This window comes from Priestia sp. P5_B4 (assembly GCF_056400385.1).
In genome coordinates this window covers 1-595 of sequence record NZ_JBFULJ010001447.1, presented here as the reverse complement: position 1 = coordinate 595, position 595 = coordinate 1, and the positions used below count along the sequence as shown (strand labels likewise).

Annotated in this window: 1 protein-coding gene; it reads right to left on the bottom strand. The window is 32.6% G+C overall.

Annotated features, from left to right (window positions below; genetic code table 11):
* Positions 1–122: 122 nt before the first annotated feature.
* A partial coding sequence (locus tag AC1DRF_RS31535; RefSeq protein WP_477742764.1) for a CBO0543 family protein occupies positions 123–595 on the bottom strand: 473 nt, incomplete at its 5' end.

The following is a 595-nucleotide window of genomic DNA, read 5'->3' as shown; positions in this document are numbered from 1 at the left end:
CTTTTCAACTATAAGGGATAGTCTTTTTCTATAAGTTGCATTAACAATAATCGTTAGCGGATGCTCTATTGCATCTTGAGTAGCTTGCTCTAATTATTAAACATTAGCCTTAACATTTCCACCTATAATTTTTCAAACTTTCCTCTAGAAGCTATGTAAGATGCAGCTAAGTAAATAATAATTAGAATAGGAAAGGAATAAATGTACCTCCAGTGCAGCGGTTTATAAATACCAATCCAATTAAGTAGTGGAAGGCCAATAAAAGCACCTACTGCTGAATAAATCAGTGCTTTGATTACGGGGTTAATTTTAGGCTTTACTTGTATAAAAAATATCATGGAGATGGGTAATAAAAATAAGTCCCACGGCAAGTAGTTAGAAGTTAAAGGAAATACTTCATACCGGTAATCCCACAGACCTAAAAAGTCACCAATCATATCAAGAAATGAAGTAAAGATAGCTACAAAAAGACCGGTGTATAATAAACGATCTGTACTTTCTTTTTTTCTGAACTTTATCAAAATTCCAATCATAACCAGTATAAGTAATATTCCTAACCACCATCTCCAACTAAATACTGTATAGTCTAACCAAA